We start from the raw sequence: 25,999 nt of genomic DNA, 5'->3' as shown, positions 1-25,999 counted from the left end.
GTCACGAAAAGATTTCGGTTCCGGGAGCAACCCACGTGCCCCCGCAGGCGTCTGGAGGGGTGAGATGAAGGGAGGCGAAGCATCCGCCGAGGCCGAGTTCGACGACTTCTACCGCTCCACGGCGCAAGGCGTCGTCCACCTCGTGTACGCCGCGACAGGCGACCTCGAGCTGGCACGCGACTCCGCTCAGGAGGCCTTCGCCCGGGCATGGCAGCGGTGGGACCAGGTACGCGCCACTGACGAGCCGGGCGCGTGGGTACGAACCGTGGCACGACGCATCGCGATCTCCGCATGGCGCAAGGACACCAACAGGGACAAGGCGATGGAGCGGCACGGGGAGCCACCCTCACCGGCTGGCCCCACCGTGGACAGGGTGACGGTCGTCGCTGCCCTGCGCACCCTCGGCCCCGAGGTTCGCGAGACCCTCGCACTGCACTACCTCGCCGACATGTCGGTCGAGGACATCTCCCGACAGACCGGTGCCCCACCGGGCACCATCAAGGCCCGCCTGCACCGCGGTCGGGCGCAGCTGGCCAAGACACTCACGGACAAGGAGGACCACGATGACTGACCGTCACGACGACATGCCGTGGGACCTCGACGACGACGAGCTCGTCCGCTCAGCACTGATGTCCCTCCGGGAGGACGTCTCCGTCCAGCCCCTGCCCGAGCCGGCCTTCGTCCGGGCCCGTGCCGAGGGACGGGACGAGGTGTCCGGCGACACGGTCGTCACTCTGGCCACGCGTCGGCGGCGCTCCTTCATCCTCCTCGCCGGTGTCGCGGCAGCCGCCCTCATCGCCACCGGGACCGGACTTCTCGTCCAGGCCGGCGACGGCACGGCTCCCCCTGCAGCGACCTCCACGGACTCGGCGGGTGAGCCGACGATGCACATGCTCGACTCCACCGAGTGGTCGGCGGCGCTCGGCCTGCCGGTCGCGAGCACCGTGGGCACGGCCAAGCCCGACGGCCAGTGCTTCCAGACACCTCGCTCTGACACGTGGGAGCGACGCGTGTCCACTCTGTCTGACGGTCGGGTGGTCGCCGGGCAGTGGATCGGTACCGCCTCCGGTGGGACCAATGCCCCGACCGATGCCATCGACACCGCCGTGGCCCAGTGCGAGAAGACCTACACGGTCACCCAGCGGGTGACCGAGGACCTGCCCGGGGACTCGCGGTTCCGCTCCTGGCACGCCCGGGGCAAGGACGGCTCCACCTACTGGTGGGTCGAGGCGACCCGAGGTGCCTCGACCTCGTACCTCACGGTCGCCGAGCTCGACGGCATGACCTACACGTCCGAGGAGATGCGGCAGGTCGCGCAGTCCGCCCTCGGCGACGTCGACCTCACCACCCAGAGCATCGCTCCATGAGGTGGCGCCCGACTCCCTGAGGGGTGGCTCGGGCCACTGGACCGCCGGACGCATGACAGCGCCGACCCGGGAACAGGGGGGATCGACCAGGTCGGCGCTGCAGCGTCAGGCTAGCCCTGCTCGGTGCTCCGCGTCACCACCGCGAGAGCCCGGGAGCGCGTGGGGTGCGTCACGCCCGCAGCCGGCGCAGCGTGATCGCCGTGGAGATGGCGGCCTCGGTCGCCTCCCTGCCCTTGCTCTCCTTCGAGCCGACCAGGCCTGCGCGAGCGAGCGCCTGCTCGTCGTCGTCGCAGGTGAGCAGACCGAACCCGATCGGGGTCCCGGAGTCGAGGGCCACCCGCGACAGGCCGTCCGTCGCTGCAGCGCACACGTACTCGAAGTGGGGAGTGCCCCCACGGATGATGACGCCCAGAGCGATGACCGCGTCGTGGGTGCGGGCGAGCTCGGCCGCCACGACCGGCAGCTCGAAGCTGCCCGCGACCCGCACGAGGGTCGCCTCGACGCCGACCTCCCTCAGGGCTGCCTCGGCTCCGCCGACCAGTCCGTCCATGACCTCGGTGTGCCAGCTCGACGCGACGATCGCGACCGTGAGGCCGTCGGCCCCCTCGATCTGGATCGTCGGTGCTCCGTGACCGCTCATCGTGTGCTCCCATCGTCGTCGGTGCCCGGGAGCCACGGCAGGTCGTGACCCATCCGGTCGCGCTTGGTGCGCAGGTACCTCAGGTTGTCGCTCGTGACCTGCGGCGGCAGCGCCACCCGCTCGACGACCTCGACCCCGAGCGAGGCGAGTGCCACGACCTTGTCCGGGTTGTTGCTGAGCAACCGCACGCTCTCGACCCCGAGGTCACGCAGCATCTGCGCCGCGTGGGTGTAGTCCCGCGCGTCGACCGGCAGGCCCAGGTCGGAGTTGGCGTCGACGGTGTCGGCACCCGCGTCCTGGCCGGCGTAGGTCCGCAGCTTGTCGACGAGCCCGATGCCGCGCCCTTCGTGCCCGCGGACATAGACGATGACGCCGGCACCAGCAGCGGCGATCGCAGCCTGGGCCGCGTCGAGCTGGGGTCCGCAGTCGCAGCGCAGCGAGCCGAAGACGTCTCCCGTGAGGCACTCGCTGTGGACGCGCACGAGCGGCGTTCCGGCGGTGATGTCCCCGTGGACGAGGGCGATGTGCTCACTGGCGTCGATGCCACTGCGATATCCGTGGGCCGTGAACTCGCCGTGGACGGTCGGCAGGCGCGTGGAGACCACTCGCTCGACGAGTGACTCGGACCGGCGCCGCAGGTCGACCAGATCGGCGATGCTGACCAGTGGCCAGCCGCGCTCGTCGGCGAGCTCCCGCAGCTGCGGCAGGCGGGACATGGAGCCGTCCTCCTCGACGACCTCGCAGATGACCCCGGCCGGTGCGCGACCACCGAGTCGGCACAGGTCGACCGCCGCCTCGGTGTGGCCGCGGCGCACGAGCACTCCCCCGTCGCGAGCGCGCAGGGGGAAGACGTGGCCCGGCCGGGCCAGGTCACCGCGGCCGGTCGTGGAGTCGGCGAGGAGTCGGGCGGTGCGCGCGCGGTCGGCGGCGCTGATCCCTGTGGTCACGCCCTCTCGTGCGTCGACGGAGACGGAGTAGGCCGTCCCCTTGGAGTCCTCGTTGATGGCGGTCATCGGCGGCAGCGCGAGACGGTCGAGCTCCTCGCCCGTCATCGCGACGCAGATGACGCCGCTGCCGAGGCGCACCGTGACGCCCATGAGCTCGTCCGTGGCCGCGTCCGCGGCGAAGATGATGTCTCCCTCGTTCTCCCGGTCGGCATCGTCGACGACGAGGACGGGGCGCCCCTCGGCGATCGCCTCGATCGCGCTCTCGATGGGGTCGAGCAGGGTGTCGTCGTGGCTCATCGGGTTTCCTTGGGGTCGAGCGCCAGCATGCGCTGCACGTACTTGCCGAGGATGTCGACCTCGACATTGACACGGTCACCGATCCCCTTGCGGCCCAAGGTGGTCAGCTCCAGGGTCGTGGGGATCAGGGCGACCTCGACGTGGTCGTCCGCGGCCACGGTGAGGGTCAGGCTCACCCCGTCGAGGCAGATCGAGCCCTTCTCCACGACGAAGGGGGCCAGCTCGGGGTCGATCGCGAGCCGCACCTCCTCCCATCGGTCGCCCGGTCGGCGCTCGATGATCGTGGCGGTGCCGTCGACGTGCCCCTGGACGAGGTGTCCGTCGAGGCGGGCGCCGAGCACCATCGCACGCTCGAGGTTGACGGCGTCTCCGACAGCCAGGTCGCCGATGACCGTGCGGCGCAGGCTCTCTGCCATGACGTCGAAGGTGACGACTCCCCCCTTCGTCTCGTGGTCGGTGACGGTCAGGCAGGCGCCGTTGACGGCGATCGAGGCACCGTGCGCGGAGTCGGTGGTGGTCACGCTCCCCCGGACGGTGATTCGACTGGAGTCGGCGGCCGGCTCGATGGCGACCACCTCCCCGAGCTCTTCGATGATCCCGGTGAACATCAGTGCTCCCTCCTCACGGTGGCCGTGATGGCGATGTCGTCGCCGAGGCGTGCGACATCGGTCGTGGTGAGGCGCAAGGCCTCGGTGATGGTGGTGATGCCGGCGTCCGCGAGGACCGGCGAGCCGGCCCCGAGCAGCGTCGGTGCGACGTGGGCGACGACCTCGTCGACGAGGTCGGTCGCGACGAAGGAGGCCGCGAGGTGGGCCCCTCCCTCGAGCAGGACCGAGCGCACGCCGCGCTCGTGGAGTGCCGCGAGCAGCGCCATGAGGTCGAGGCCCGCTGGAGTGGAAGGAACCGCGAGCACGTCGACGTCCGCAGCGGTGAGGCGAGCGGTGTCGGCACCCTCGGCGACGACCACGAGGGTCGGGGCCGCGTCGTCGAGGACGCGCGCCGTGAGCGGCACCTGCGCCTGGCTGTCGATGACGACGCGCAGCGGTTGGGCCGCGCCCTCGATGTCCCGGACGGCCAGGTGGGGGTCGTCGGCGCGCAGGGTGGTACCACCGACGAGCACGGCATCGCTCTGCGCCCGCAGTCGGTGGACGTCGGCGCGGGCCTGCGCCCCGGTGATCCAGCGGCTCGTGCCGTCCGCGGCAGCGGTGCGTCCGTCGAGCGTGCTGGCCAGCTTCCAGGTGACGAAGGGACGGCCGGTCCTCATGGCGTGCAGCCAGGCGCGGTTGCCGTGTGCGGCGGCGTCACGCCCGGTGCCCTCGACGACGTCGATCCCGTGCTCGCGCAACAGGTCCGCTCCCCCGCCAGCGGTCACGGTGGGGTCAGGGACGGCCACGACGACCCGCGCGACGCCGGCATCCAGCAGGGCGCCGGTGCACGGTCCGGTGCGACCGGTGTGTCGGCAGGGCTCGAGGGTGACGACCGCGGTGCCACCTCGGGCGGCGTCGCCGGCCTCGGCGAGCGCCATGACCTCGGCGTGCGGATCACCGGCCCGCTCGTGCCAGCCCTCGCCGACGGTCCGCCCGTCGACGTCGAGGACGACGCAACCGACGACGGGGTTGGGGGCGGTGCGCCCCAGGCCGCGTGCCGCCAGCTCGATGGCACGGGCCATCGCGCTCTCGGTGGTGATCGGCTGCTGCATCTGCCCTCTCCGTGGTCCTGACGCGGACCACGGGGGCGAAGGGAGGCACGCCAACGGCGTGTCACGGCGTGCGCGGAGACCTCGGGGGTGCCCGATGACGTCGTACCGGGGTGGCTGGACCCAACACGGCACGACCGCGACGCCGCGTGCTGCCTCCCATCCGGACTTTCACCGTCGGTGCTGGAGTTTCACCAGCTCAACCCCACCTCGAGAGGAGGGGCTCGCGGACTGTCACCGCCGGCTCGGAATTACACCGACCCCGGAGCACGCGTACGACATGACTCGTACTCCGTCGAGGATACCCCGCCCTCATGGGTGGCAGCACGCCCTGTCCCACCCTGCGGTACGGGCTCGGTGCACACGTCACCCGACGCGTCCGTCAGTGCGTCGCGAAGTACCGAAGCCGCGTCAGCGTCCCGTTCCACACGTTCTGGTCGACGGGGGTGGTGGAGTACTGCCAGAAGCTGTACGTGTACCAGCCGGCCGGCTTGGTGCCGGGTGCGCTCGCGTAGCGGGCGAGCCACAGCGGGGACTTCGCGGCGAAGGAGGTGTCGCCGCCGACGCACTTGTTCCACCAGCTCGTCGCCGTGTAGATCACCGGGTAGCGCCCCGTGCGGCTGCGGTAGCGGTTGAGGAAGTCGTTGACCCAGGTGCGCATCTGGGCCTGGGTCTTGCCATAGCAGGTGTCGCCATAGGGGTTCCACTCCATGTCGAGGGCTCCCGGGAGGGTCTTGCCGTCAGCGGACCAGCCGCCGCCGTGGTCGACGAAGTGGTTGGCCTGCGTCGTGCCGCTCGAGCTGTTCGGCAGCGCGAAGTGGTAGGCGCCACGGATCATGCCCTGGGCGTAGGACCCGGTGTACTGGTGGCCGAAGGTGGGGCTGGTGTAGGTACTCCCCTCGGTGGCCTTGACATAGGCGAAGCGCTTGCCGGCGTTCCACTGGGCAGCCCAGTCGACACGCCCCTGCCAGCTGGACACGTCGATGCCCGGCACCCCCGGGGGCGTGGCTGTCACGGCAGCCGCGCTCCGCTTGGGCGTCTGCTGCACGTCGTTCCGCTTCCAGCCCATCGCCGCCTCGCCGGGGCCCGTGACCCCAGCGGATCGTGCCTCGGCGGTCGGGGTGCGCTCGGCCGGAGCGGCGCCCGCGCCGGTGGGGACGAGCAGGCCGACGGCGGTGAGCGCGGCCGCGGCCAGAGTCATGGTGGTGCGGGACATCAGGGTTCCTCCAGCGACGAGTCGTGGCCCGGGAACGGGCCGAACCGCAGGCTAGATGCCGCAGGTGGCCAGCCGGCCACGATCGTTCCCGGATCCCGTCAGGGGACGGTCACGATGTCCGCAGACATGACGAAGGGCGGCTCCCACCTCATCGGTGGGAACCGCCCTTCGTCATCGATCCTGGCGGGTACTTACTTGGCCAGGGACTTCATGATCTCGCGCATGAGGTCCGCGGTCTCGGACGGCGTCTTGCCGACCTTGACCCCGGCGGCCTCAAGTGCCTCCTTCTTGGCGGCGGCCGTCCCGGAGGAGCCGGAGACGATGGCGCCGGCGTGGCCCATGGTCTTGCCCTCCGGGGCGGTGAAGCCCGCGACATAGCCGACGACCGGCTTGGTCACGTTGTCCTTGATGTAGGCCGCAGCGCGCTCCTCGGCGTCGCCACCGATCTCGCCGATCATGACGATCGCGTCGGTGTCGGGGTCCTGCTCGAAGGCCTCGAGGCAGTCGATGTGCGTGGTCCCGATGACCGGGTCGCCGCCGATGCCGACGCCCGTGGAGAAGCCGAACTCACGCAGCTCGTACATCATCTGGTAGGTCAGCGTGCCGGACTTGGACACCAGACCGATGCGGCCCGCACCGGCGATGCTCGCCGGGATGATGCCCGCGTTGGACTGTCCGGGGCTGATCAGGCCGGGGCAGTTGGGCCCGATGATCCGGGTGGCCTTGCCCTTGCTGTAGTTGTAGAACTCCGCGGAGTCCTTGACCGCGATGCCCTCGGTGATGACGACGGCGAGAGGGATCTCTGCGTCGATCGCCTCGACGACGGCGGACTTGGCGAAGGCCGGCGGCACGAAGATGACCGACACGTCAGCGCCGGTCTCCTTCATCGCGTCCGCGACGGAGCCGAAGACGGGGACCGTCTTGCCGTCGGGGAAGTCGACGCTCTGGCCGGCCTTCTTGGGGTTGACGCCGCCCACGACATTGGTGCCCGAGGCGAGCATGAGCGTGGTGTGCTTCATGCCCTCGGAGCCGGTCATGCCCTGGACGATGACCTTGGAGTCAGCAGTGATGAAGATTGCCATGTCTTTTTTCTACGTCCTTTACTTCGCGGCCAGCTCGGCGGCCTTGCGGGCAGCGCCGTCCATGGTGGCCTCGATGGTGACCAGCGGGTGGTTGAACTCGGCGAGGATCCGACGGCCCTCCTCGACGTTGTTGCCGTCGAGACGGACGACGAGGGGCTTGGTGGCCCCGTCACCGAGGGTCTTCAACGCGCCGACGATGCCGTTGGCGACGGCGTCGCACGCAGTGATGCCACCGAAGACGTTGACGAAGACGGACTTGACCTGCTCGTCGTTCAGGATGACGTCGAGGCCGTTGGCCATGACCTCGGCCGAGGCACCGCCACCGATGTCGAGGAAGTTGGCCGGCTTGGCCTTGCCCCCGGTGAAGTCCTCGCCCGCATAGGCGACGACGTCCAGGGTGCTCATGACGAGCCCGGCGCCGTTACCGATGATGCCGACGTTGCCGTCGAGCTTGACGTAGTTGAGGCCCTTGGCCTTGGCCTTGGCCTCGAGCGGGTCGGCCGCTCCCTTGTCCTCGAGGGCAGCGTGGTCGGGCTGACGGAAGTCGGCGTTCTCGTCGAGCGTGACCTTGCCGTCCAGCGCGACGATGTCGCCCTGCTCGGTCTTGACGAGGGGGTTGACCTCGACGAGGGTGGCGTCCTCCTCGCGGTAGACGATCCAGAGCTTCTTGATCGTCTCGGCGATCTGGTCCTTGACATCCTCGTCGAAGCCTGCGGCGTCGACGATCTCCTTGGCCTTGGCGTCGTCGATGCCGACATTGGGGTCGACCGCGATGCGGGCGAGCGCCTCGGGGCGCTCGACTGCGAGCACCTCGATCTCCATGCCGCCCTCGACGGAGCACATGGCGAGGTAGGTGCGGTTGGCCCGGTCGAGCAGGATCGAGAAGTAGTACTCCTCGGCGATCTGCGCGCCCTGGGCGATCATCACCTGATGGACCGTGTGGCCCTTGATGTCCATGCCCAGGATGGCCTCGGCGTGCGCCTCGGCCTCCTCTGCGGTCTTGGCGACCTTGACGCCACCGGCCTTGCCGCGGCCTCCGGTCTTGACCTGGGCCTTGACGACGGTGACACCGCCGCTCTTCTGACCGATGGTCTCGGCGGCGGCTCGCGCCTCCTGAGGGGTGGTGGCGACGGCGCCGGCAAGAACCGGGACACCGTGCTTCTCGAACACGTCGCGTGCTTGGTACTCGAAGAGATCCACGAGGTTGATTCCGTCCTCTGCTGTGGTAACGGGGTGCGGGTCGAGACTATCCCCCGGGCGCGAAGGGAAGCACCTCCGGTCATGAGATGACCACCACGGCGATCGTTGAAGGGTTGATCACGGAGTCGTCACAGCACTTCCCATCGAGGCGTCCTTCAGGGTTACTCTCGAGTCACCATGGCCCCGCAGACACGCACGGTGACCACCACCGTCCCGAGGAGCGGCCCGGCAAAGACGCCGGCCCGCCTGCGATCCGGCGTATGTCAGCAGCTGCGACAGATGGCCACGGCCCAGGCTGCGATCGGCGCCGCCGTCGAGATCGTCTGGGCGACGACACATCTGTCGCTCTACCCCTTCGGTACTCGCGCGCCACGGCGCGGCGGCGCGCGCAACGGCTATCGCATAGAGCACCTCAGCCCCGTCCAGCGTGGCCGGCTCGTCACTGACGTGACCGAGGCCGGCACGCCGATCCTGCTGCTCCACGGCATGGCCGACAACCACTCGATCTTCGCTCTGCTCCGGCGCGGCCTGCTGCGTCGGGGGTTCAACCGGGTCTTCTCCATGAACTACTCGGTCCGCACCAAGGACGTGCGCACCGCCGCGGTCCAGCTCGCCGAGGAGATCGAGGCGATCGCCGAGGAGACCGGGTTCGAGCGGATCCACGTGGTCGCGCACAGCCTGGGGGGCGTCGTCGCCCGGTACTACGTGACGCGGCTCGGTGGTGACGAGCGCGTCCACACCCTCGTCACCCTGGGCTCCCCGCACCAGGGGACGCTGCTCGCGCACCTGCTACCGGCATCACTGCTGCGGCAGCTGCGGCCGGGCAGCCCCTTCATGCAGGAGATCAACCAACCGGCCCCCGAGTGCCGCACCAGGGTGATCGCCTTCTGGTCCGACACCGACGAGGCGGTCGTGCCTGCGGTCAACGCCTCTCTCCATCAGGAGGGGGTCCACAGCACCAACATCCGGCTCCGCGGCATCGGTCATCTGTCACTGCCGATCCTGCCGAGCGTCGTGCACCAGATCGCGACCCGGCTGACCCAGTTGGACAGCGAGGGCACACCGACCGCGTCGGTCACCGCCATCGCCTGACAGGCCTTCCATCGGCCGGGGCCCCGGCCGCACGGCACCGTCGACCGCCTGAGGCCGACCATGCGGGTTTTGCATAACGAAAAGGTCACGCTAAGGTTTCGGGGATTTGTCCACGACCCCCTGCGAGGACTTCCCCTTCATGTCTGAGTACTCCGGACGGCATCGGCCGGCCACCCGCGCTGAGCGTCGCGCCATCGAGCGCCGCTCGCGCCTGCCCAAGAGCTTCGGCCCTGCCTACCTGGTCCCCACCGCCGCAGCCGCGACCCTGGTGCTCACTGCTGCAGGCGCGACTGCGGCGTCCTCCTCGTCCTTCGCAGGCGGGGCGGGCACGCAGGCCGGCGCCGCCTTCCTCGCCGAGGGTCAGGACAAGGGCACGACGTCGCTGCTGTCCGACCCGGCGCTGGGCGACGACGCCCGCGAGGAGGTCGCCGCCTCCGCACAGGAGAGCAGTGGTCTGGCCACCCGCCGACAGGCCGTCTCGACCTCGGTCGCCAAGGACCAGGGACGCACGCAGGAGCGCAAGCGCGTCGCCCGCGACGCGGCCCGCAAGGAGATCGCCGCGGACAAGAAGCGCGATGCGAAGATCGCGGCCGACAAGAAGCGGGACGAGACGTCGTCGACGACTCCTGCCACGTCCTCCTCATCCACCTCTTCGGACACCCCGGCACAGGGCGCCCAAGGCGCCCAGAGCTGGGTCAAGCCGCTCGACAACGCCGTCTTCACCTCCCCCTTCGGCACTCGCTGGGGCAAGCTGCACGCCGGGCAGGACTACGCGGCCTCGATCGGCACGCCCCTGAAGGCCATGAGCAGCGGCACCGTCATCGGTGCCGGCCCGATGAGCGGTTACGGCAACTACATCGACGTCAAGTACTGGGACGGCACGGTCTCCCGCTACGGCCACCTGAGCTCCATCAGCGCCAGCGTCGGCCAGCAGGTCTCCACCGGTGACGTCGTGGCCCTCTCGGGCAACACCGGTCACTCCACGGGGCCCCACCTCCACATGGAGATCCACCCCGGTGGCGGCGGCGCGATCGACCCCGCGGGCTGGCTGGCCGAGCGCGGCATCAGCTGACGCGACATCCACGCGAGAGCGACGAAGGGGGCCCGACGAGCGACTGCTCGTCGGGCCCCCTTCGTCTGCATTGCCCTATGGCAATGCAGGTTGGCTTGCATTGCCATAGGGGAATGCAGGTTGGCTTGCATTGCCCTATGGCAATGCAGGTCGATCAGAGCTTTTCGAGGGGGGCGTAGCGCAGCAGCAGGCGCTTGACCCCGTCCTCTCCCCCGAAGTCGACGTGCGCCATCGACTTGTCCCCTTCGCCCTCGACCCGGATGACCGTGCCGAGGCCGAAGCTGTCGTGGGTGACCTTGTCGCCATCGGCCAGGACGATGACCGGCCGGTTGCCGGGTGAGCGGACGCCGGGGCGAGCCGCGAGTCGGGCGACCGCCGGCTGCCGGCCGTCGCGGGAGCCACCGAAGCCACCGAGCGGCGGGCCCGTGCGCTCCCACCGCACGAGGTCCGCGGGGATCTCGTCGAGGAAGCGGGAGGCCGGGTTGTACTGCGGCGTGCCGAAGGCGCTGCGGACCGCGGCACGAGAGAGGTGCAGCCGCTCGCGGGCCCGGGTGATGCCGACATAGGCCAGGCGGCGCTCTTCCTCGAGCTCGGTGTCGTTGGCCAGGCTGCGCTGGTGGGGAAAGGTGCCGTCCTCCATCCCGGTGAGGAAGACGACGGGGAACTCCAGCCCCTTGGCCGTGTGCAGCGTCATCAGGGTGACGACGCCCTGCTCCTCACCCTCGCCACCGTCATCGTCAGGGATGTCGTCGGCATCGGCCACGAGGCTGACCTGCTCGAGGAAGTCATCGAGGCTGATGACCTCGCCCGTGGCCTCGCGGGTCGCGTCGAACTCACGGGCGACGCCGACCAGCTCGGAGAGATTTTCCAGTCGGGTCTCGTCCTGGGGGTCGCGGCTGGCCTGCAGCTCGCTGACATAGCCGCTGCGCTCGAGCACGGCCTCGAGGAGGTCACCGATGCCGGCGCCGGCCTCGTGCAGCTCGCCCAGACCCTCGAGCAGGGCGGTGAATCCCTTGACCGCCTTGACCGAGCGGGTGGCGATGCCCGGCGCGTCCTCGACCCGCCCCAACGCGGCGACGAAGGGGATCCGCTCGCGCTCGGCGAGCTGGGCGATGGCGAGCTGGGCCCGGTCACCGATGCCTCGCTTGGGGGTGTTGATGATCCGGCGCATGTTGACCGTGTCCGCCGGGTTGGTGACGACGCGCAGGTAGGCCAAGGCGTCCTTGACCTCCCTTCGCTCGTAGAAGCGGGTGCCCCCGACGACCTTGTAGGGCAAGCCCACCCGGACGAAGATCTCCTCGATGGCGCGGGACTGCGCATTGGTCCGGTAGAAGACCGCGACATCGCCGGGACGCACCCCGTGCTCGTCGTGCAGCTCGTCGATGGTCTTGGCGATGAAGGAGGCCTCGTCGTGCTCGTTGTCGCCGACGTAGCCGACGATCTGCTCGCCGGCCCCGGCGTCGGTCCACAGGTTTTTCTTGCGACGGGACTCATTGCGCTCGATGACCGCGTTGGCGGCGGTGAGGATCGTCTGGGTCGAGCGGTAATTTTGCTCGAGGAGGATGGTTCGGGCGTCCGGGTAGTCCTCCTCGAACTCGACGATGTTGCGGATCGAGGCGCCGCGGAAGGCGTAGATCGACTGGTCGGCGTCACCGACGACGACCAGCTCGCTCGGCTCGACGGAGTGCGCCGACCGGGCCGCGTCCTTGTCGCCACCCACCAGCTCACGCACGAGCATGTACTGCGCGTGGTTGGTGTCCTGGTACTCGTCGACGAGCACGTGGCGGAAGCGACGGCGATAGTGCTCGGCGACGTCGGGGAAGGCCTGCAGGATGTGCACCGTCGTCATGATGATGTCGTCGAAGTCGAGCGCATTGGCCTGTCGCAGCCGGCGCTGGTACTCGGTGTAGACCTGCGCGAGCGTCTGGTCCTGCTGGCTGGCCCCGGTCTGAGCGTCCTCGTCGACCGCCGCGCGCCGGGCGAACTCCTCCTCGTCGACCAGCTCGTTCTTGAGGTTGCTGATCCGATGGCCCAGGGAGCGCGGCGGGTAGCGCTTGGGGTCCAGGTCCAGGTCGCGCATGACCATGGCGACGAGGCGCTGGCTGTCGGCTGCGTCGTAGATCGAGAAGCTGCTCTTCATCCCGACCTTGCCGGCCTCGCGGCGCAGGATGCGCACGCACGCGGAGTGGAAGGTCAGCACCCACATGGCCTTGGCCCGAGGCCCGACGAGGTCCTCGACCCGCTCGCGCATCTCGGCGGCGGCCTTGTTGGTGAAGGTGATCGCCAGGATCTGGCCCGGCTGGACGCCCCGCGCCCCGAGCAGGTGGGCGATGCGGTGGGTGAGCACCCGGGTCTTGCCCGAGCCGGCGCCGGCGATGATGAGCAGCGGCCCGCCGGCGTGCAGGACCGCTTCGCGCTGGCCCGGGTTGAGGCCGGCGACCAGCTCCGCCGGGTCGCGCTGGACGGGAGCGTGGTGCCGGCTGTGCGCGGCCCGGGTCGGGCCCTCGTCGCTCATCGCCCAGGTGGGGACACCGGCGTCGGTCACCTCCCGGTTCCAGTCACCAGGGAGGGCATCGGGAAGGTCGTCGAAAAGGCTGCTCATGTCGCCGACCAGCCTACGTCGCGGGACCGACACCCCCTTCGTCCGGATAGCGTGCCGCGGTGAGCCCGATCCGCGACGACCTGAGCCTGCTGCGCGAGCGGCGCTTCGCCGCGCTCTTCGCCGCACGCACCCTGTCGATGCTCGGACTGGCCTTCGCGCCGGTGGCGCTCGCCTTCGGAGTCCTCGGGCTGCCGGGAGCCGACGCCGGCACCTTGTCCCTCGTCGTCGCATCCGAGGCGATCCCGCACGTCCTCGGGCTGCTGCTCGGTGGTGTCGTGGCCGACCGGTATCCCCGCCGCTTCGTGATGTTCACCGGCGAGTGCCTCTCGCTGCTCGCCTGGCTCGGGATCGGCACCATGCTCCTGGTCGGGTGGGCACCGATCCCGGCGGTCTGCGCCTTCGCCGTGCTCACCGGCCTCGCGGGCGCCGTGGTCTGGCCGGTGCTGTCGGGGATCATCCCCGAGGTCGCGCCCGCCGGGCACCTCCAGCCGGCCAACGCCCTGCTCGCCGTCGGTGCCAATGTCGCGCGCATCGGTGGGCTCATCGCGGCCGGGGCCGTCGTCGTGCTCATCGGGCCAGGCTGGGCCCTCGTCGGTGCCGCCGCGATCTATGGCGCGGCGGCGGCCTTCGCCTGGCGGATCGGCTCGACGCCCCGCCCCGGACGCGAAGGGGGGACCTCCGTCGTGGCCGAGCTACGCGAAGGCTGGGTCGAGTTCTCCTCACGGCAGTGGCTGTGGGTCGTCGTCGCACAGTTCGCCCTGCTGATCCTCGCCTGGCAGGGCGCGCACACCGTCCTCGGACCAGTCGTGGCCGAGGCCGAGCTCGGCGGCGCCGGAGCCTGGTCGGCGATCCTCACCGGCGAGGCGGTCGGCATGCTCGTCGGCGTCGTCATCGCCCTGCGGATCCGGCCACGCCGACCGATCCTGCTCGGGGTGCTGCTCACCTCGCTCACCGCACTGCCGTACCTGCTCCTCGGTGTGGGCGCCCCCCTTCCGCTCATCGTGCTCGGCGGTTTCGTCATGGGCCTGGGCATGGACACCTTCACGGTGCTGTGGCAGACGACGATGCAGCGCGAGGTGCCGCCCGAGGCGCTCTCTCGGGTCGCCTCGTACGACGCCTTCGGCTCGATGCTCTTCGGGCCGGTCGGGGTGCTGCTCGCCGGCCCGGCCGCGGTGCACCTCGGTGCCCACCGTGCCCTGCTCGGGTGTGCCGCGCTCATCCTGCTGTCCAGCCTGCTCGCCCTGCTCTCCCGGGACGTGCGCACCCTGCGGGCGCCCGACCGGATCACGCCGGTCCCCGAGGGGGAGTACACGTCACCGGTCGACCCGGTCGTCTGACCCTGGATCTAGGCTGGCCCCATGTCCCAGATCGTGCGCCCCGACCCCCGCTACCAGTCCTCCTACCTGGAGGCGCACGACGAGTTCGGTGGCGTGCACCGCGACGGTGACGGCGTCTGGGTGGTCCCGGCCGAGGAGGCGACCGGCTACGCGGGCTACACCTTCACGCGCGCAGGGCTCGAGGACGCCACCGAGTTCCGTCGGCTCGTGCAGGTGCGCCGTGCCGACGAGCTGCCCGAGTCCCCACGGCCGGACGGTCACGTGCCGTGCACCTTCCTGTGGGTCGTCGACGGCGAGGAGTACCTCGGCTCGATCGCGCTGCGCCACGAGCTGAGCGACTTCCTGCTCGAGCAGGGCGGGCACGTCGGCTACTCGATCCGCCCCTCGGCGAGGCGTCAGGGGCACGCGAGGACCGCCCTTCGCCAGGTGCTGGAGCTGGCCGGCGAGATGGGTCTGGAGCGCGTCCTGATCACCTGCGACGAGGACAACGACGCCTCCCGCGCGACCATCGAGGGCGCCGGCGGCGAGTACGAGGACTCGCGCAGCGGCAAGCGGCGCTACTGGGTGACGACCGTGCCGAGCGACCGACCGGAGGGCGCCCGGATCGGGTGACCCCTCGAGACGCTTGCTGCGCAGGCTCCTCGGGGAACGTGGAGTGAGTACCGTCGGTGCATGGCACGCGGCGAGCACGGTGAGGACGTCCACCTCGACGTCGGCGGCAGGGATGTGCGCATCTCCTCCCCCGACCGGGTCTACTTCCCCGAGCGCGGCGAGACCAAGCTCGACCTCGCGCAGTACTACCTGTCCGTCGGCGACGGGATCCTGCGCGCACTGCGTGAGCGGCCGACGATGCTGCACCGCTTCCCCAAGGGGGTCGAGGGTGCCAAGGTCCACCAGAAGCGCCTGCCGAAGGGAGCGCCGGACTGGGTGGAGACCGTGCGCCTGCACTTCCCCCGGTACGACCTGCACGCCGACGAGCTGTGCCCGACCGAGCTGGCCCAGATCATCTGGGCGGTGCAGATGAGCACCGTCGAGCTGCACCCGTGGAATGTCCGCCGCGCCGACGTCGACCGGCCCGACGAGTGGCGGATCGACCTCGACCCCATGCCGGATGCTCCCTTCGACCGGGTGCGGCGGGTGGCCGGCGTCGTCCACGAGGTCCTCGACGAGCTCGGTGTGGTGGGCTTCCCCAAGACCTCAGGCGGGTCCGGGCTGCACGTCTACGTGCGCAGCGAGCCCCGGTGGGAGTTCGGCGAGGTGCGAAGGGCGGCGCTCGCCTTCGCCCGCGAGGTCGAGCGGCGGGCCCCCGACGAGGTGACGACGACGTGGTGGCGCAAGGACCGCGACCCCGCGGCCGTCTTCGTCGACTACAACCAGAACGCTCGCGACCACACGATTGCTGCCGCCTACTCGGTGCGGGGCAACGCCGCTGGCACCGTGTCGACACCGATCACCTGGGCGGAGGTAGCCGACGTCGAGCCGCGGGACTGCACGATGGCGACGGTGCCGCAGCGCTTCGCCGAGCTCGGTGATCTGCACGCGGGCATCGACGACGTGGCGCACGACCTGAGCCCGCTGCTCGAGTGGGCCGACCGCGACGAGGCCGAGGGTGCTGAGCCTCCCCCGGACCCCGAATCCACCTAGTCACCCTCGTGTCCGGCCGCGTGTCCCGGGCGCACTCGGGTCAGGGGGCGCGGATCAGGGGGGCGGATCAGGAGGCGCGACGGAGGCAGGCGTCGATCCAGTGGGCCAGGCCTGACTCGTCCTCGACGGCATCGGGCGAGACGTCGAGCCAGCTCGGCCCCATGTCCTTGGCACCCATGAGCGCGACCTGGGCGTAGTAGCGACCCGCCTGCTCAAGCAGTCGCTCACTCTCCGCCGGGTCGACCCGCACGAGCAGGCCGCCACCGCCGCGAACACCCATGAGGATGGAGCCACCGACCATGAAGATCAGCGCCCCGAACATGCGACGCTCCTCCCACTCGATGCCGCGGTCGAAGAGGGCCGTTCGGATCCTGTCCGCGAGTGCCTCGTCGATCGCCATCGCTCCACACTGGCAGATGTCTATGGTGAGCAGGTGCCTGAGCCAGTCCTCCTCCCCCATCCGGTGACGGGTGCTCCCTTCGTCTCGCCCGTGCTCCCCGGGACCGGCTGGCCCGATGACCTCGCGACCCCCGAGACCCCCGTCGCCAGGACCGCCGCCCAGGTCCGACGACTGGCGAAGGGAGCCGTCGGGCAGGACGGGCTGGACGCTCGCATCTCGGTCTGCCGTGCGTGCCCGCGCCTGGTGGCCTGGCGCGAGGAGGTCGCGCTGACCAAGCGCGCGGCCTTCAGCGACCAGCCCTACTGGGGACGGCCCGTGCCGACGCTCGGCCCACCGGATGCGCCGGTGCTCGTCGTCGGTCTCGCGCCCGCCGCCCACGGCGCCAACCGGACGGGACGCAATTTCACCGGCGACCGGTCGGGCGACTGGCTCTACGCCGCACTGCACCGGGCCGGCTACGCGAGCCAGCCGGAGTCCTGGGCCGCCGGGGACGGGCTCACGCTCGATGGTGTGCGGATCGTCGCACCCGTGCGCTGTGCCCCGCCGCAGAACAAGCCGACGACGCTCGAGAAGCAGACCTGCGCGCCGTGGCTCGATGCCGACCTGGCGAGGAGCGCTCCCTTCGTCCGGTCGATCATGTGCCTGGGCTCCATCGGGTGGGACGCGACGATCGCCGGGGTGCGCCACGCAGGCTGGGAGGTGCCACGACCCAAGCCGAAGTTCGGGCACGGTGCGCGGGCCACGCTCCGAACGCCCGACGGCCGCGAGGTCGCCCTGGTCGGCTGCTACCACGTGAGCCAGCAGAACACCTTCACCGGCAAGCTGACCGAGACCATGCTCGACGAGGTCATCGCCTCGCTGTGATCCTTCGAGACGGTGCTGGCGCCTCCTCAGGGAGCGGGCCCTAGGGTGGCCGCATGACCACCACCACTGCGCTCGTCGTCACCCGCCACGGAGGGCCCGAGGTCCTCGCGCTCGAGGAGCGCGAGGTGCCGGATCCGGGTCCCGGAGAGGCGCTCGTCGAGGTCGCCGCCGGGGGCGTCAACTTCGTCGACGCGTACAAGCGCGAGGGGATCTATCGCATGTCTCCTCCCTACGTCCAGGGCTTCGAGGCGGCCGGGACGGTGCGCGCCGTCGGAGAGGACGCCCTGGTGTCCGTCGGCGACCGGGTCGCGTGGTCGATGGTCGACGGGCTGCACGCCGGTCTCGTCATCGCCGACTCCGCCCGGCTCGTGCCCGTCCCTGACGATGTCGACCTCGAGACCGCCTGCGCCGCAGTGCTGCAGGGCATGACCGCGCACTCGCTCGTCACGGGCTGCTACCCCGTCGGGGAGGGCACGGTCGCCCTCGTGCACGCAGCCGCCGGCGGTGTCGGCCAGCTGCTCACCCAGATGATCACCTCCCGTGGTGGCACGGTCATCGCGACCGCCGGATCCCACGCCAAGCTCGAGATCGCGCGCTCGCGCGGCGCCTCCGAGCTGATCAACTACTCCGAGACCGACGACCTGGCCGGCGAGATCAAGGCTGCGGCCAAGCGGCTCGGCGCCCCGAAGGGAGTCGACGTCGCCTATGACGGCGTGGGCAAGGCAACCTTCGACGCGTCCCTGTCCTCGCTGCGTCCCCGCGGCACCCTCGTGCTCTTCGGCGGGGCGTCGGGGCAGGTACCCCCCTTCGACCTGCAGCGGCTCAACGCCGGCGGGTCCCTCTTCGTCACCCGCCCGTCCTTGGCCCACTACATCAGCGAGCGGGAGGAGCTGATGATGCGCGGGCGAGAGCTCTTCGACGACATCTCCAGCGGGCGGCTCGACATCGCCATCGGCGGCCGGTACTCCTTCGCCGACGCTGCCGAGGCCTACCGGGCGCTCGAAGGGCGTGCCACGACGGGCAAGCTCATCCTCGTCTCCTGAGGGAGGCGCGTGTCGTACTGCGGTTCGCGCTCCCGGTGACGAGAGCACGGGCCTGAGCCGGCCCCGGCGCGACGAACTGCAGTACGACACCGTGCTGTGGAAAAGCTGGCGGCCGCTCGGGCCGGCTGCGCCAGTGTGTGGGGATGTCAGTCGTCCCCCTCATCGTCGCCCAGCACGGCGGCTCGGCCACGCTTGCCGAGCTGCTCGAGACCACGACGCAGGCGACGCTCGACGCTGCGCTGACGGCCGGGCTCGTGGCTCGGCACCGGCGCGGCGTCTACGGCCTGCCGCTCGACGGGGTGCCCGCTCGCGCGGCGCAGCTCGGGGCACACCTGAGCCATCGGAGCGCGGCCCTGCACCACGGATGGGGCGTGCTGCACGCCCCTGACCCTCCCGAGCTGGTCGCCCCCCGGTCGCGGCGCATCCCGGTGCCTGACGACGTGGCCCTGCGGTTCCGCACCCTGGCCGCGGGCGACGTCGGGCTGCGCGCGACGAAGCCGCTGCGCACCGTCATCGACTGCGCCAGGGACCTGCCGCTGGCGGAGGGGCTGGCCGTGGCCGACTCGGCACTGCGCTCGGGCGCGGTGACGGCCGAGGAGCTCGCCGCGGTCGTGCTTCCCCGGACGGGGCGGACGGCCGCGCGTCGGGTCCTGGAGCTGGCGAGCGCGGAGGCGGCCAACCCCTTCGAGTCGGGCTTGAGGGCTGCGGCCATCGAGGCCGCCGACCGCCACTGGGTGCCGCAGGTGCCGATCCGACTGCGTGACGGGCGCGTGCTGCACGCCGACGTCGGCAACCCCGACACCCGGATCGCCCTCGAGGCCGACAGCCTGGAGTTCCACAGGACCCGCGAGGACGTCCGGCGTGACTCCTGGCGGCACAACGAGATGACGCTGGCCGGGTGGATCGTGCTCCACTTCGCGTGGGAGCACGTGATGTTCCGACCCGACTGGGTCCGCGAGGTCATCGCCTGGGTGACCCGACAACGCGTGTCGTACTGCAGCTCACTCATCGCCTGACGAGGAGTTGGGCGACAAGCGGCCATTCACGGGCGAACCGCAGTACGACACGCGGTGGGGTGCGGGTGTGACTCGCCCGCGAGAGGTCACCAGGCGAAGGCGATGACCGCGTTGACGACCGCCAGAGCGGCGGCGACCAGGGCGAGGGTCTTGCCGTTCTCCCCGCGCTTGCTCTTGGCGTTGCCGATCTCGGCGCAGGCCAGGACCGCGATCATGACGACGAGCTTGGTGCCGATCTTGGCGTGGTTGACCGGGTCGTCGCCGGCCTCGGCCAGACCGGTGAGACCGAGACCGAGCAGCAGCTGGATGCGCGCGCCCCACACCTGGATGAGGTGTCCACGACCGGCGACGAAGGGTCCGGCGATGATCGCGAGCATGGCGATCATGTGCAGGCTGTAAAGGACGATGTGCAGGGCTGACATGCCCGGCAGCCTAGGCGACCGCCAGCGCCGACTCCTACACCGGGTAGGAGTCCCCACCTGGTACATGCGGCCAGGCCAGACGCACCATGTCGGACAGCGCCAGGTCACCGACCTCCCCCAACGGGACCCACGCGGCAGCAGCCGTGGACCCGTCGACCTCCACCACGCGGGCGGGCGTGGGGACAGGGCAGGTCGCCGAGTGGATCAGCCGCACCGCGTGGAAGTCCTCGTGCCGATCCCCCGCCGCGACATCCCCGATCCAGTGCAGGGACTGCACCTGCACGAGCGCGTCGACGACGACATGCTGACCGGCCTCCTCATGGACCTCGCGCACGACCCCGTCGAGTGGCGCCTCCCCCGGATCGATCCCTCCGCCGGGCAGCGTCCACAGCCCCGCGCCGCCGCCGACCCACGAGGCCAGCTGGGACAGCAGCAGCCGCCCCTCGTCGACGACGATCGCGTACGCCGCCAGTCGCTGGAAAGTCCGGGCGCCAGCTGCTCCGACGGGGATCTCGACCACGTCGACGACCGGTGCGAGCGGCTCCACGTCATAGCGCACCTCGACCTGGCCCTCGACGAGCTCGGTCCGCACCGGGCTCCCGACCCAGCCGTGCTCGGACAGCAGGTCCACCGGGTCCTGCCCGTGCGCCAAGGGCCAGCGCCCGACCTCGCCCGCGGGGCCCACGGCCACCACGATGACACTCATGCGCCGGCCCGTCGGTACTCGGCCACGGTCAGATCGACGACGCGATCCCAGGTCTGTGCCGGCGGTGTCTGCCGGTTGTGCAGGGCGATCCGCCTCCGCAGGGTCTCGTCAGCCACGAGACGAACGAGGGCATCGGTCAGCCCGTCGTCGTCGCGGGCCAGCAGACCCGAGACGCCGTCGGCCACGACCTCACGCACTCCCGAGTCACCGCGTGCGATGACCGGCAGTCCCGCCGTGCGTGCCTCGAGTGCCGCGATGCCGAAGGCCTCCAACCGCGTGGGCGACAGGTACAGGTCGGCGCGCGACCACTCCCGGGCGAGCTCGCCTCGCGTCACGCGACCGGGCATGCGCACCACGTCGCGCAGGCCCAGGGCCTCCACCCGGGCTTCGAGCCATGGCCTCAGCGCCCCCTCACCGTAGACGTCCACCGTCATCGCGCCCGGCCCCAGCCGCTCGTGGGCTCGGGCCACGACCGAGAGCAGGGCACCGACGCGCTTGCGCGGAGCCAGCCGCGAGGCCGTCACCACCCGCACGGGTCGGGTGCCTTCGAGACGGCGCTGGCGCGCCTCCGGATCCTGAGGAGCGAGTCCGCGCAGCGGGCGAGCATCTCGAAGGGCAGGCAGCGAGGGGATCTGGCCGCGCTGGCGCGCCTCCTCAGGCAGCGTCGGGAGATCAGGCGCGCGCCACGCGCTCGGGTCGATGCCGTTGGGAAGTACGGCGACGGGCTCCCCCTTCGCTGCCTTGCGCACGCCCTCCGCGGCAAAGCCGGAGACGGCCGAGAGCACGGCGCCCCGCTGTACCCAGCGGCGGACGGCCGGCCCGAGAGGACGCGCTGCCCGGTCGAGCACGCAGTGCCAGGTGAGCGCCGTCGGCAGCCCCAGACCCGTCGTGACCCCCGCCATGTCCCAGGCGAAGGGAGAGACCACGCCCAAGTGCACGTGCGCCACGTCGAAGTCTCCGTCGAGGAGCAGTCGCCGCACCTGCGGCGGCGCCATCGGGTTGACCGGGAGCCCCAGCGAGAGTGGCGTGCTCAACCGGTGGACGCGCTCACCGCCGGCACTCGGACCCCCCGCTGTCGCGGTGAAGACCTCGACCTCGTGACCGGCCACGACGAGCTGAGCCGCAAGGTCACTGACCTGTGACTCGATCCCGCCGGTGCGCGGCGGGTAGCAGTCGGAGAGCAGGGCCACCTTCACGGCTCCAAGGGTGCCACGGACAGGTGTGGCAAGGTTTCACCCGATGGACTCCGCAGCCCGCACCCTCGTGGTCTTCCACGCACACCCGGACGACGAGGCACTGCTCACGGCCGGGACGATGGCCCGCGCGGCCGCCGCCGGGCACCGGGTCGTCCTCGTGGTCGCCACGGACGGCGCTCTGGGCCTGACCGACGAGTCCGCCTACGGCGGGACGGGCGATGCCCTCGCCGCCACCCGCAGCCGCGAGCTGTCCGCCAGTGCGCGCGCCCTCGGAGTCGCTCGCACCGTCGAGCTCGGATACGCCGACAGCGGCAGCGGCCCCGAGGTCCGGCCGGACCCGCCGGGAGGCCGACGCTTCGTGCGCGTGCCGCTGGACGAGGCGGCATCAGCACTGGCCGACGTGCTGCTCGAGGAGTGCGCCGACGTGCTGACGACCTACGACCCGAACGGCGGCTACGGCCACCGGGACCACGTGCGTGTCCACGAGGTCGGTGCGCGCGCCGCCGAGCTGGCTCACGAGCGCGGCCTCGACGTGCGCCTGCTGTGGGCGACCGTCCCGCGTGATCTCATCTGCCGCGCCATCGACCTCGTCGCCATGGTCTACCGCTTCCCTCCTGAGTTCGACCGCAGCAGCTTCGACCGGGCCTTCTCCGCGACGTCCGACATCACCCACCGCTTCGACGTGCGGCGCTTCGCCGGTGCCAAGCGCGCCGCGATGCGGGCGCACGCCAGCCAGGCCGCTGACACCGACGGCGGCGATCGCACCCTCGGGATGCTCGTGCGCATCCCCCGGCCGCTCTACGACCTCGTCTTCGGCCGAGAGTGGTTCGTCGATCCGACCGCTCCCGCAGGCACCGCCCGAACCGACCTCTTCGAAGGACTGTCGTGACGACCGCACCGTCCGAGCCCGTGCCCGCCGGGCCGGGGCCCGCTGACCCGAAACGGACCTCCCCTGTCGTCCGGGGTGTGCAGATCTGCCTCGGGCTCGGCCTGGCGATCGCGATGCTCTGGTGGGGACTGCCCCACTTCGCGAAGACGTCGTGGAGCGAGGTCTTCCACGTCCTGGGCACCGTCCCCGCGTGGAAGGCGGCGCTCTTCCTCGGCCTCGTCGTGGCCGGTCTGTACTGCTACACCTTCGTCATGACCGGCGCGATGCCCGGCCTGACCCACTCGCGGGCACTGATCCTCAATGTCTGCGGGTCCTCGGTCTCCAACCTCCTGCCGGGTGGTGGTGCCGTCGGCCTGGCAGCCACGTACTCCATCGCCAAGTCCTGGGGCTTCTCCGCCGCGAGCGTCACCACGATGGCGGTGGTGACGGGGGTGTGGAATGTCCTGACGCGCGTCGCGCTGCCGATCATCGCTGTCCTGGGGCTGGCCTGGGGTGCCACCGATCTGCCGACGGCGATGCGCGAGGCCGCGTGGGCCGCGGTGCTGTCGGGCACCGCCGTCGTCGTGCTCTTCGTCGTGGCCATCGGCACCGACGCAGGGGCCCGCATGCTCGGTCGTGGCATCGATCGTCTGATCCGCCTCGTCCGTCGCAGCCACGACGACACCGTCGAGCGGGGCCTGACCGGGATGCGCGAGCGCACCGCAGAGACCGTGCGCACCGGGTGGCTGCAGATGACGCTCGGGATGGTCGGGTTCTTCGGGCTGTACTACGTGCTCTTCCTGCTGTGCACCGAGACGACCGGCATCGAGCTGCCCTTCGGTCAGCTCTTCGCGGCCTACGCGATCGGCCGGTTGCTCACCGCCGTCGGCGTCACGCCCGGCGGCCTCGGCGTGACCGAGACGGGCACCGCGGCAGCCCTCGTGGCATGGGGCGCCGACCCGGCCTCGGCCATGGCGGGCGTCGTCCTGTTCTCGATCTTCACCCACCTCATGGAGATCCCGCTGGGGGCTCTCGGGTGGCTGGCGTGGAGCATCATGCCCAAGGCGAGCGCCGAGGAGCTGGCCGACGCCGAGGCACCTGCCTGATCAGTCCGGTCTGCTCAGCCGAGCAGGCGTCGCACCTGGCGGGTCTGCGCCTGACGCGCCACCTCGTCGTCGAGGTCGCCCGGCTCGAAGCCGCCGGTCGCCTGCTCGGCGGCCCAGCCGATGAGCGCGTCCGCGAGGAGCGGGTTGGCGGGCAGGACGGGGCCGTGGAGGTAGGACCCGATGACGTGGTCGGTGACGGCGCCCTCGGTGCCGTCGCTGCCGTTGTTGCCCTGGCCGTGCCGCACCGTGCCGAAGGGGGCCTGCCCCGCCCCGAGCAGGGTGGAGCCGGAGTGGTTCTCGTACCCGACGACGTCACCGTGGTCGGTGCTCAGCACGACGGGGCCGATCATCCGCTGCTCGTTGCCCCGGGTCGTGACGTCGAGGATGCCCAGCCCGGGCAGGGTCTTGCCCTCCACGGTGACGAAGGCCTTGCCGAAGAGCTGGTACATGCCGCAGATCATGAGCATCGCGCTCCCGTCGGCGGCCAGCCCGCGCAGCCGGTCGGCGATGCGCTCCAGGTCGTCCTCGACCTTGGACTGCCCCGAGTCCTGACCGCCCCCGCCGACGACGAGGTGCGCCTGCTCGGGGAAGGGCTGACCCGGGTGGTGCTGGTGCACGACCGGCACGTAGCCGTGCCGTCGGATGCGAGCGGCCAGGCAGCGGGTGTTGCCGAGGTCGCCGTAGATGCTCATCTCGCGCGGGTAGAGGTGGACGAGGTGGATCTCGCCCTTGCCCTCGTGGCCCGAGTCGGCGGGCAGCGCTGAGCCCGAGGGCTCGCCGAGGATCGGGATGTCGCGGGTGCTCGTGCCGGCATCGCTCATGCCGCGCCTCCGGTCGTGTCGGGGGCGTCGACGCCCATCTCGGGCAGGTCGTAGCGTTCGCCGAGCATCCGACGCAGGGCGAGCATCGCCGTGTAGGTGCAGAAGATCCGCTTGGGCTCGTCGCGGTGGTCGGCCAGGAAGGTCTCCAGTGCCCGGCCCAGGTCCACCTCGGTCGCCGCGACCGGGACGTCGTCGTACTGCAGGCGCAGGGCCATGTCCCAGCCGCGCACGCCGGTGGTGAGCGCCACGCCCTGCTCGCGCAGGGACTCGAAGCTCACGTCGTAGAGCCAGGAGACGTCGCGCCCGTCGGCGTAGTCGTCGTTGATCGCGATCATCGTCGCGGTGGGCGTGCTGCCGTAGGTGCCGAGGGCGACGGTGAAGCCGGCGGGGTTCTTGACCAGCACCAGCTCGAGCGGTGTCCCGTCGGCGTCCACGACCTCACCCCGGCCGAAGGGGGGCGCCACCGTGCGCAGTGCCTGCTCGGTGGCATCGGCGCGGAAGCCGCTCCCGAGGAGGTGCTTGGCCATCGAGGTCGCGGCCGTCGCGTTGATCATCGCCGCGAGGCCGCGCTGGCGCAGCGTGACGGGGCCGACCCGGCCCCCTTCGCCCTCTGCGCCGAAGGTGATCTGCAGCTGCTGCTCGTCGATGGGAGTGAGGAGCCCGTCGCGCTCGGCAGCGGCCGGGGGCACGAAGTCGTCCTGCTCGCGGGAGTCGTGCTCCGACAGCTCGCCGAGGCGATCCGCCGCGGCGGCGTCCAGACCGAACCAGCTCACGTCGACGCCGGGCGCGAGGGTCGTGGCGATCCGGTTGACGAAGGGGTCGTCCCGGTTGAGCACGACCCCGCGGGTCGTCATGGCGGCGAGCTGGGTGAGCAGGCCCGCCGTGTGGTCGATCTCGGCGAAGCGGTCCAGCTGGTCCCGCGCGACGTTGAGCAGCAGCGCGTGCGTCGGAGCCACCGCCCGACCGAAGTGCAGTGCGTGCGCCTCGTCGAGCTCGAGGACGGCGATGTCGGCCTGCAGGCGACCGCGCTGGAGCTTTTCGCTGAGCATCGAGGAGATGACACCGCGGGTGAAGTTGCTGCCCGTCGGGTTGGTGAAGACGGTCTTGCCGTGGGCACGCAGCACGGCGACGAGCATCTTGGTCGTCGTCGTCTTGCCGTTGGTCCCGGAGACCACGACGATCCCACCGCGGACATCAGCGAGCGCGTGGGAGAGGAAGCCCGGGTCGATCTTCTCCGCGACCAAGCCTGGCAGCGCGGATCCTCCGGTGCCACCGCCTCTGAGGCGGGCGGCGCGGCGGGCGGCCTTGCCGGCGAGGGCGGCGACAGTGGTCTTCAGCACCGCGCCAGCGTACCCAGCCCTCACG

At 71.0% G+C, this 25,999-nt stretch carries 26 protein-coding genes and 1 riboswitch; of the genes, 12 read left to right on the top strand and 14 right to left on the bottom strand.

The window, feature by feature from the left end; genetic code table 11:
* The first annotated feature begins 64 nt into the window (after nucleotides 1-64).
* Together ASG73_RS07935 and ASG73_RS07930 are read left to right on the top strand one after the other, a co-directional pair.
* Complete coding sequence (locus ASG73_RS07935) at nucleotides 65-571, top strand: RNA polymerase sigma factor (RefSeq protein WP_055993305.1); 507 nt, start codon at nucleotides 65-67, stop codon at nucleotides 569-571.
* On the top strand, nucleotides 564-1,367 hold the full coding sequence (locus ASG73_RS07930) for a hypothetical protein (RefSeq protein ID WP_055993303.1): 804 nt from the start codon (nucleotides 564-566) through the stop codon (nucleotides 1,365-1,367). Before ASG73_RS07935 ends, ASG73_RS07930 begins: the two co-directional genes overlap by 8 nt.
* Nucleotides 1,368-1,536: 169 nt before the next feature.
* On the opposite strand, the gene ribH is transcribed toward ASG73_RS07930, so the two are convergent.
* The 7 genes from ribH to sucC form a co-directional block, all read right to left on the bottom strand.
* Nucleotides 1,537-2,007: a 6,7-dimethyl-8-ribityllumazine synthase gene (gene ribH / locus ASG73_RS07925; protein WP_055993301.1), complete on the bottom strand. Its 471-nt coding sequence runs from the start codon at nucleotides 2,005-2,007 to the stop codon at nucleotides 1,537-1,539.
* Nucleotides 2,004-3,251 carry a bifunctional 3,4-dihydroxy-2-butanone-4-phosphate synthase/GTP cyclohydrolase II gene (locus ASG73_RS07920; RefSeq protein ID WP_055993299.1) on the bottom strand — a complete coding sequence of 416 codons (1,248 nt, stop codon included), beginning with the start codon at nucleotides 3,249-3,251 and terminating at the stop codon, nucleotides 2,004-2,006. The genes ribH and ASG73_RS07920 overlap by 4 nt, the downstream gene beginning before the upstream one ends.
* Nucleotides 3,248-3,859 (bottom strand): riboflavin synthase, encoded by a 612-nt coding sequence (locus ASG73_RS07915; RefSeq protein WP_055993298.1) that lies wholly within the window; start codon nucleotides 3,857-3,859, stop codon nucleotides 3,248-3,250. The genes ASG73_RS07920 and ASG73_RS07915 overlap by 4 nt, the downstream gene beginning before the upstream one ends.
* Complete coding sequence (gene ribD, locus ASG73_RS07910) at nucleotides 3,859-4,950, bottom strand: bifunctional diaminohydroxyphosphoribosylaminopyrimidine deaminase/5-amino-6-(5-phosphoribosylamino)uracil reductase RibD (protein WP_055993296.1); 1,092 nt, start codon at nucleotides 4,948-4,950, stop codon at nucleotides 3,859-3,861. Before ribD ends, ASG73_RS07915 begins: the two co-directional genes overlap by 1 nt.
* Before the next feature lie 142 nt (nucleotides 4,951-5,092).
* A riboswitch (FMN riboswitch) is annotated at nucleotides 5,093-5,222 on the bottom strand.
* Nucleotides 5,223-5,329: 107 nt separating this feature from the next.
* The gene (locus tag ASG73_RS07905) at nucleotides 5,330-6,163 is read right to left on the bottom strand and encodes a lysozyme (protein WP_055993294.1); all 834 of its coding nucleotides are present in this window, start codon (nucleotides 6,161-6,163) and stop codon (nucleotides 5,330-5,332) included.
* A gap of 191 nt (nucleotides 6,164-6,354) precedes the next feature.
* The gene (gene sucD / locus ASG73_RS07900; protein WP_055993292.1) at nucleotides 6,355-7,245 is read right to left on the bottom strand and encodes a succinate--CoA ligase subunit alpha; all 891 of its coding nucleotides are present in this window, start codon (nucleotides 7,243-7,245) and stop codon (nucleotides 6,355-6,357) included.
* 18 nt (nucleotides 7,246-7,263) lie between these two features.
* Complete coding sequence (sucC, locus tag ASG73_RS07895) at nucleotides 7,264-8,445, bottom strand: ADP-forming succinate--CoA ligase subunit beta (protein ID WP_055993290.1); 1,182 nt, start codon at nucleotides 8,443-8,445, stop codon at nucleotides 7,264-7,266.
* 177 nt (nucleotides 8,446-8,622) lie between these two features.
* On the opposite strand from sucC, the gene ASG73_RS07890 reads away from it, so the two are divergent.
* Nucleotides 8,623-9,537 carry a lipase family alpha/beta hydrolase gene (locus ASG73_RS07890; RefSeq protein ID WP_235499395.1) on the top strand — a complete coding sequence of 305 codons (915 nt, stop codon included), beginning with the start codon at nucleotides 8,623-8,625 and terminating at the stop codon, nucleotides 9,535-9,537.
* Nucleotides 9,538-9,676: 139 nt separating this feature from the next.
* Nucleotides 9,677-10,609: a M23 family metallopeptidase gene (locus ASG73_RS07885; RefSeq protein ID WP_156466201.1), complete on the top strand. Its 933-nt coding sequence runs from the start codon at nucleotides 9,677-9,679 to the stop codon at nucleotides 10,607-10,609.
* Between the two features lie 154 nt (nucleotides 10,610-10,763).
* Here the strand turns inward: ASG73_RS07885 and pcrA are convergent, their stop codons facing one another.
* Nucleotides 10,764-13,211, bottom strand: coding sequence for a DNA helicase PcrA (pcrA, locus tag ASG73_RS07880; RefSeq protein WP_055993284.1), 2,448 nt, complete (start codon nucleotides 13,209-13,211; stop codon nucleotides 10,764-10,766).
* A 59-nt stretch (nucleotides 13,212-13,270) separates the two neighbouring features.
* Here pcrA and ASG73_RS07875 point away from each other — a divergent pair, with 59 nt between their 5' ends.
* The 3 genes from ASG73_RS07875 to ligD are packed head-to-tail and all read left to right on the top strand — an operon-like array spanning nucleotide 13,271 to nucleotide 16,192.
* The gene (locus ASG73_RS07875) at nucleotides 13,271-14,548 is read left to right on the top strand and encodes an MFS transporter (RefSeq protein WP_055993282.1); all 1,278 of its coding nucleotides are present in this window, start codon (nucleotides 13,271-13,273) and stop codon (nucleotides 14,546-14,548) included.
* Nucleotides 14,549-14,569: 21 nt separating this feature from the next.
* Nucleotides 14,570-15,160 carry a GNAT family N-acetyltransferase gene (locus ASG73_RS07870; RefSeq protein ID WP_055993280.1) on the top strand — a complete coding sequence of 197 codons (591 nt, stop codon included), beginning with the start codon at nucleotides 14,570-14,572 and terminating at the stop codon, nucleotides 15,158-15,160.
* Between the two features lie 60 nt (nucleotides 15,161-15,220).
* The gene (gene ligD, locus ASG73_RS07865; RefSeq protein WP_055993278.1) at nucleotides 15,221-16,192 is read left to right on the top strand and encodes a non-homologous end-joining DNA ligase; all 972 of its coding nucleotides are present in this window, start codon (nucleotides 15,221-15,223) and stop codon (nucleotides 16,190-16,192) included.
* A gap of 67 nt (nucleotides 16,193-16,259) precedes the next feature.
* On the opposite strand, the gene ASG73_RS07860 is transcribed toward ligD, so the two are convergent.
* A complete protein-coding gene (locus ASG73_RS07860) occupies nucleotides 16,260-16,592 on the bottom strand; it encodes a TfoX/Sxy family protein (RefSeq protein WP_055993276.1) in 333 nt (110 codons plus the stop codon).
* Nucleotides 16,593-16,625: 33 nt separating this feature from the next.
* On the opposite strand from ASG73_RS07860, the gene ASG73_RS07855 reads away from it, so the two are divergent.
* The 3 genes from ASG73_RS07855 (at nucleotide 16,626) to ASG73_RS07845 (ending at nucleotide 19,515) form a co-directional block, all read left to right on the top strand.
* On the top strand, nucleotides 16,626-17,456 hold the full coding sequence (locus tag ASG73_RS07855) for a uracil-DNA glycosylase (protein WP_055993274.1): 831 nt from the start codon (nucleotides 16,626-16,628) through the stop codon (nucleotides 17,454-17,456).
* A gap of 53 nt (nucleotides 17,457-17,509) precedes the next feature.
* Nucleotides 17,510-18,499 carry a quinone oxidoreductase family protein gene (locus ASG73_RS07850; protein ID WP_055993272.1) on the top strand — a complete coding sequence of 330 codons (990 nt, stop codon included), beginning with the start codon at nucleotides 17,510-17,512 and terminating at the stop codon, nucleotides 18,497-18,499.
* 143 nt (nucleotides 18,500-18,642) lie between these two features.
* A complete protein-coding gene (locus tag ASG73_RS07845; protein WP_055993270.1) occupies nucleotides 18,643-19,515 on the top strand; it encodes a hypothetical protein in 873 nt (290 codons plus the stop codon).
* A gap of 86 nt (nucleotides 19,516-19,601) precedes the next feature.
* Here ASG73_RS07845 and ASG73_RS07840 read toward each other — a convergent pair whose 3' ends face one another.
* The 3 genes from ASG73_RS07840 to ASG73_RS07830 are packed head-to-tail and all read right to left on the bottom strand — an operon-like array spanning nucleotide 19,602 to nucleotide 21,839.
* Nucleotides 19,602-19,937 carry a hypothetical protein gene (locus tag ASG73_RS07840; RefSeq protein ID WP_055993268.1) on the bottom strand — a complete coding sequence of 112 codons (336 nt, stop codon included), beginning with the start codon at nucleotides 19,935-19,937 and terminating at the stop codon, nucleotides 19,602-19,604.
* Between the two features lie 34 nt (nucleotides 19,938-19,971).
* The gene (locus ASG73_RS07835; protein ID WP_055993266.1) at nucleotides 19,972-20,643 is read right to left on the bottom strand and encodes an NUDIX hydrolase; all 672 of its coding nucleotides are present in this window, start codon (nucleotides 20,641-20,643) and stop codon (nucleotides 19,972-19,974) included.
* Complete coding sequence (locus tag ASG73_RS07830) at nucleotides 20,640-21,839, bottom strand: glycosyltransferase family 4 protein (RefSeq protein ID WP_055993264.1); 1,200 nt, start codon at nucleotides 21,837-21,839, stop codon at nucleotides 20,640-20,642. Before ASG73_RS07830 ends, ASG73_RS07835 begins: the two co-directional genes overlap by 4 nt.
* A gap of 43 nt (nucleotides 21,840-21,882) precedes the next feature.
* Here ASG73_RS07830 and ASG73_RS07825 point away from each other — a divergent pair, with 43 nt between their 5' ends.
* Nucleotides 21,883-22,728, top strand: a complete 846-nt coding sequence (locus ASG73_RS07825) for a PIG-L family deacetylase (protein WP_055993262.1) — start codon at nucleotides 21,883-21,885, stop codon at nucleotides 22,726-22,728.
* A complete protein-coding gene (locus ASG73_RS07820; protein WP_235499394.1) occupies nucleotides 22,725-23,813 on the top strand; it encodes a lysylphosphatidylglycerol synthase transmembrane domain-containing protein in 1,089 nt (362 codons plus the stop codon). Before ASG73_RS07825 ends, ASG73_RS07820 begins: the two co-directional genes overlap by 4 nt.
* Before the next feature lie 14 nt (nucleotides 23,814-23,827).
* On the opposite strand, the gene ASG73_RS07815 is transcribed toward ASG73_RS07820, so the two are convergent.
* Both ASG73_RS07815 and ASG73_RS07810 read right to left on the bottom strand, forming a co-directional pair.
* A complete protein-coding gene (locus ASG73_RS07815; protein WP_082567088.1) occupies nucleotides 23,828-24,634 on the bottom strand; it encodes a type 1 glutamine amidotransferase in 807 nt (268 codons plus the stop codon).
* A complete protein-coding gene (locus tag ASG73_RS07810) occupies nucleotides 24,631-25,974 on the bottom strand; it encodes a Mur ligase family protein (protein ID WP_235499393.1) in 1,344 nt (447 codons plus the stop codon). Before ASG73_RS07810 ends, ASG73_RS07815 begins: the two co-directional genes overlap by 4 nt.
* Nucleotides 25,975-25,999 lie beyond the last annotated feature (25 nt).

This window comes from Janibacter sp. Soil728 (assembly GCF_001428305.1).
Lineage (GTDB): Bacteria > Actinomycetota > Actinomycetes > Actinomycetales > Dermatophilaceae > Janibacter.
The sequence above is the reverse complement of the archived record's forward strand: the minus strand, read 5'-3'. Positions and strand labels throughout refer to the sequence as shown.

Bases quoted from the DNA above. Each gene is read 5' to 3' on its own strand.
- ASG73_RS07845 (WP_055993270.1), top strand. From the start codon at position 18,643: ATGTCAGTCGTCCCCCTCATCGTCGCCCAGCACGGCGGCTCGGCCACG.
- sucD (WP_055993292.1), bottom strand. From the start codon at position 7,245: ATGGCAATCTTCATCACTGCTGACTCCAAGGTCATCGTCCAGGGCATG.
- ASG73_RS07905 (WP_055993294.1), bottom strand. From the start codon at position 6,163: ATGTCCCGCACCACCATGACTCTGGCCGCGGCCGCGCTCACCGCCGTC.
- ASG73_RS07885 (WP_156466201.1), top strand. From the start codon at position 9,677: ATGTCTGAGTACTCCGGACGGCATCGGCCGGCCACCCGCGCTGAGCGT.
- ASG73_RS07935 (WP_055993305.1), top strand. From the start codon at position 65: ATGAAGGGAGGCGAAGCATCCGCCGAGGCCGAGTTCGACGACTTCTAC.
- ASG73_RS07835 (WP_055993266.1), bottom strand. From the start codon at position 20,643: ATGAGTGTCATCGTGGTGGCCGTGGGCCCCGCGGGCGAGGTCGGGCGC.
- ASG73_RS07915 (WP_055993298.1), bottom strand. From the start codon at position 3,859: ATGTTCACCGGGATCATCGAAGAGCTCGGGGAGGTGGTCGCCATCGAG.
- ribH (WP_055993301.1), bottom strand. From the start codon at position 2,007: ATGAGCGGTCACGGAGCACCGACGATCCAGATCGAGGGGGCCGACGGC.
- ASG73_RS07825 (WP_055993262.1), top strand. From the start codon at position 21,883: ATGGACTCCGCAGCCCGCACCCTCGTGGTCTTCCACGCACACCCGGAC.
- ASG73_RS07890 (WP_235499395.1), top strand. From the start codon at position 8,623: ATGGCCCCGCAGACACGCACGGTGACCACCACCGTCCCGAGGAGCGGC.
- ASG73_RS07930 (WP_055993303.1), top strand. From the start codon at position 564: ATGACTGACCGTCACGACGACATGCCGTGGGACCTCGACGACGACGAG.
- ribD (WP_055993296.1), bottom strand. From the start codon at position 4,950: ATGCAGCAGCCGATCACCACCGAGAGCGCGATGGCCCGTGCCATCGAG.
- ASG73_RS07815 (WP_082567088.1), bottom strand. From the start codon at position 24,634: ATGAGCGATGCCGGCACGAGCACCCGCGACATCCCGATCCTCGGCGAG.
- ASG73_RS07850 (WP_055993272.1), top strand. From the start codon at position 17,510: ATGACCACCACCACTGCGCTCGTCGTCACCCGCCACGGAGGGCCCGAG.
- ASG73_RS07840 (WP_055993268.1), bottom strand. From the start codon at position 19,937: ATGTCAGCCCTGCACATCGTCCTTTACAGCCTGCACATGATCGCCATG.
- ASG73_RS07920 (WP_055993299.1), bottom strand. From the start codon at position 3,251: ATGAGCCACGACGACACCCTGCTCGACCCCATCGAGAGCGCGATCGAG.
- ligD (WP_055993278.1), top strand. From the start codon at position 15,221: ATGGCACGCGGCGAGCACGGTGAGGACGTCCACCTCGACGTCGGCGGC.
- ASG73_RS07870 (WP_055993280.1), top strand. From the start codon at position 14,570: ATGTCCCAGATCGTGCGCCCCGACCCCCGCTACCAGTCCTCCTACCTG.
- ASG73_RS07860 (WP_055993276.1), bottom strand. From the start codon at position 16,592: ATGGCGATCGACGAGGCACTCGCGGACAGGATCCGAACGGCCCTCTTC.
- pcrA (WP_055993284.1), bottom strand. From the start codon at position 13,211: ATGAGCAGCCTTTTCGACGACCTTCCCGATGCCCTCCCTGGTGACTGG.